Consider the following 2952-nt stretch of genomic DNA (forward strand, 5'->3'; position numbering starts at 1 on the left):
GCGCAGGACCTCGTAGGTGCCGGCGTCGAGCCGGGCGTCGAGGGCGTCCACGGTCACGGTCACGTTCCTCAGTTGACTCGGTCGAATCGGTTGCCGCGGTTGCCGCGGTTGAATCGGTGGCCGCGGTCGGCGTGGTCAGAGCGGTCAGCGCGGTCGGCGTGCCCGCTCAGCGGATCACTTGGAGCCGTTGGCCGAGGCGAGGCCGCCAGCCAGCGCCCCGATCGGGGTCTCCGCGACGCCCAGCTTCCGTGCCGACTCCAGCAGTTGGCGCAGCTGCCCGGCCTGGTCGCCGGCCCCCGAGCCGATCAGCTTCATCAGCAGGGCCGACACCGTCAGGTTCTGCACGTCGGCCGTGGAGACCGAGGAGAGCACCCGGGTGAGGTCCTCGGTGAAGCTCGCCCGCCCGTCCAGCCAGGGCCCGGCCAGGGTCTGCGCGGTCTGCGAGTGGGCGACGAAGGCGTCCACGCTCTTGCCGGCCGACACCGACTGCACCAGTCGGTCGAAGAACACCGAGTCCCCGCCGACGATGTCGATCTTCGCCTTCTCCAGCCCGGCCGCGACCAGCGCCGCCTGGGCCTCGGCGATCTGCCGCTGGGTGTCCAGCCCGGCCAGCCGGACGTCCTTCTCGGCGGCCAGCCGCAGCCGGTACTCCTCGTGCCCGCGCGAGGCCTCGTCCAGCTTGGCCATCGCCGCGGCCTTCTCGGTCAGGCCCTCGGCCTCGGCCTTCAGCCGGCCGCCGATCTCCAGCGCGGCGGCCTTGGCCTTCTCCGCCTGGACGACGGCCTCGGCGCGCCCGACCTTCTCCACCGCCGCGGCCTCCTGCTCGCGGACCTGGACCCGGGCCAGGCCCTCGGCCGCGGCCTCCGCCCGGACGCCCTCGGCCATCCGGATCTTGGCGGCCGCGTCCAACTCGGCGGCCTGCTGCCGGGCCTCGGCCAGCACCAGCGCCTCGCGGGCCTTGTGGGTGGCGGCCTGCTCGGCGGCCTCCGCGGCCTTGATGTCCTTGACGAGCTTCTCCTGCGCCTCGGCCTCGGCCTGGATCACGACGGCCTTGCGGACGCGCTCGGCCTCCTCGGTGGCGCGCAGGGTCTTGACGGCCTCCTCCTGCTCGGCGACGGTGCGGTCCACCGCGACCCGCTCGCGGACCACGTCGGCGACCTCGCGCTTGGCGGACTCGAGCTCCTTCTCCTTGGCGATCGTGGCGAGCTGGGTCTCCCGCTCGCGGCCGACGACCTCCAGCAGGCGGTCCTTCTCGATCCGCTCGTTCTCCACCGCGATCACCCGCTCGCGGTTCTTCTGCGCCACCGCGACCTCGCGGGCCTGGTTCTCGCGCTGCACCCCGAGCAGTTCCTCGGTGCGCAGGAAGGCGGTCTGGGCGTTGAGCCGCTCCTCCTCCTGGACCCGGGCGATCACCGCGTCCTCCTTGGCCCGCAGGGTCTCGATCTCGCGGCGCTGGCGGATCTCGGCGTCGGCCTGCCGGCGCTCCAGCTCCAGGACGGCCTCCCGGGCGTCCACGTTCTGCCGGGTGATCTCCTTCTCCTCGGTGCGCTGGTACTCGTTGGTGCGCACGTGCTCGATCGCGGTCAGCTCGGTGATCTTGCGGATGCCCTGGGCGTCCAGGATGTTGTCGGCGTCCAGCTGGTTCATCGGGGTCTGTTCCAGGTGGTCGATCGCCGCGTCCTCAAGGGTGTAGCCGTTGAGGTCGGTGCCGATGACCGCGATGATCTGGTCCCGGAACTCGTGCCGGTGGGTGTACAGGTCGGTGAAGTCCAGCTGCTTGCCGACGGTCTTGAGCGCCTCGGCGAACTTGACGGCGAAGAACTCCTGGATCGCCTGCGGATCGCTGGCCCGGGCGGTGCCGATCGACTGCGCGACCTTGATGACGTCCTCGACGGTCTTGTTGACCCGGACGAAGAACGAGATCCGGATGTCCGCGCGGATGTTGTCCCGGCAGATCAGACCGTCCCGGCCGGCCCGGTGGATCTCCACCGTCTTGGCGGTGATGTCCATCAACTCCGCCTTGTGGAGCACCGGGAGGACGATCGCGCCGGTGAACGTCACGTCCACCTTCTTCGTCCGGGAGACGATCAGTGCCTTGCCCTGCTCGACCTTCTGGAACAGGCGGCCCACGAACAGCAGCATGGCGAGCAGGATGAGCAGCACGACGGCGACGAGCACGCCGAAACCCACGGCGATGGTGTCCATCACGGAGTCCTTTGACGAGATGGCGAGTTGGTGCGAAGAGTTGATACGGAGAGTCGAAGCGAACGGGACGTGCGGTGGCGGGGGCCGGCCCGGGGTGGGAGGCCGGGGATCAGACGCCGGGGATCAGACGCCGGTGGACGGCGGGTCGAAGGGCGCCACCAGGAAGTGCTCGCCCACGGCGTCGTAGTCGAAGATCAGGGCGGTCCGCCCGGCCGTCAGGCCCGGTTCGGGCTCCGCCGTACGGACCTGGACGGTCGCGGTGGAGCCGTCCTCCGCGGTGACCTCGGCCTGCCCGAAGTCGGCCGTCACCCGGCCGGTCCGGATCACGCAGACCCGGCCGACGAAGTCCCCCCGGGTGGCCGGCCGGTCCTGCGGGAACAGCCGCGACAGCGGCCGGACGAGCACCCGGGTGCCCGCCCAGGAAGCGGCCAGCGCGACGACGAACACACCGCCGCGCGCCGGCGCCCCCGAGGTGAGGACGGTGCCGGCCAGGCTGACGAACCAGGCGAGCGCGACCAGCAGCGACACCGCCACCGTCACGGGCACCCCGCCCAGTCCCAGCGCGTCCAGCACGCCCGTGTGGTGGCCCGCACCGGGCCGGTCGGGTCCCCCGTCGGCACCGTGCCCCCCGGCACCGTGCCCCCCGTGCCCCCCGTGTCCGACGTGCCCCCCGTGCTCGGCACCCAGGTGGTGCCCCGCGTGCCCGACGTCCACGTGGTGCCCGGCGCCGTGCCCCCCGTGCACGGC

General features: G+C 72.1%; 2 protein-coding genes. Both read right to left on the minus strand.

Features of this window, described 5'->3' with window-relative positions:
• Positions 1–174: 174 nt before the first annotated feature.
• On the minus strand, positions 175–2205 hold the full coding sequence (locus tag ACFU6K_RS35515; RefSeq protein WP_117489885.1) for a flotillin family protein: 2031 nt from the start codon (positions 2203–2205) through the stop codon (positions 175–177).
• A gap of 123 nt (positions 2206–2328) precedes the next feature.
• On the minus strand, positions 2329–2778 hold the full coding sequence (locus tag ACFU6K_RS35520; protein ID WP_380670230.1) for a hypothetical protein: 450 nt from the start codon (positions 2776–2778) through the stop codon (positions 2329–2331).
• Between the last annotated feature and the right edge of the window lie 174 nt (positions 2779–2952).

This window comes from Kitasatospora sp. NPDC057512 (assembly GCF_042802135.1).
GTDB lineage: Bacteria > Actinomycetota > Actinomycetes > Streptomycetales > Streptomycetaceae > Kitasatospora.

Bases quoted from the DNA above. Each gene is read 5' to 3' on its own strand.
- ACFU6K_RS35515 (WP_117489885.1), bottom strand. From the start codon at position 2,205: ATGGACACCATCGCCGTGGGTTTCGGCGTGCTCGTCGCCGTCGTGCTG.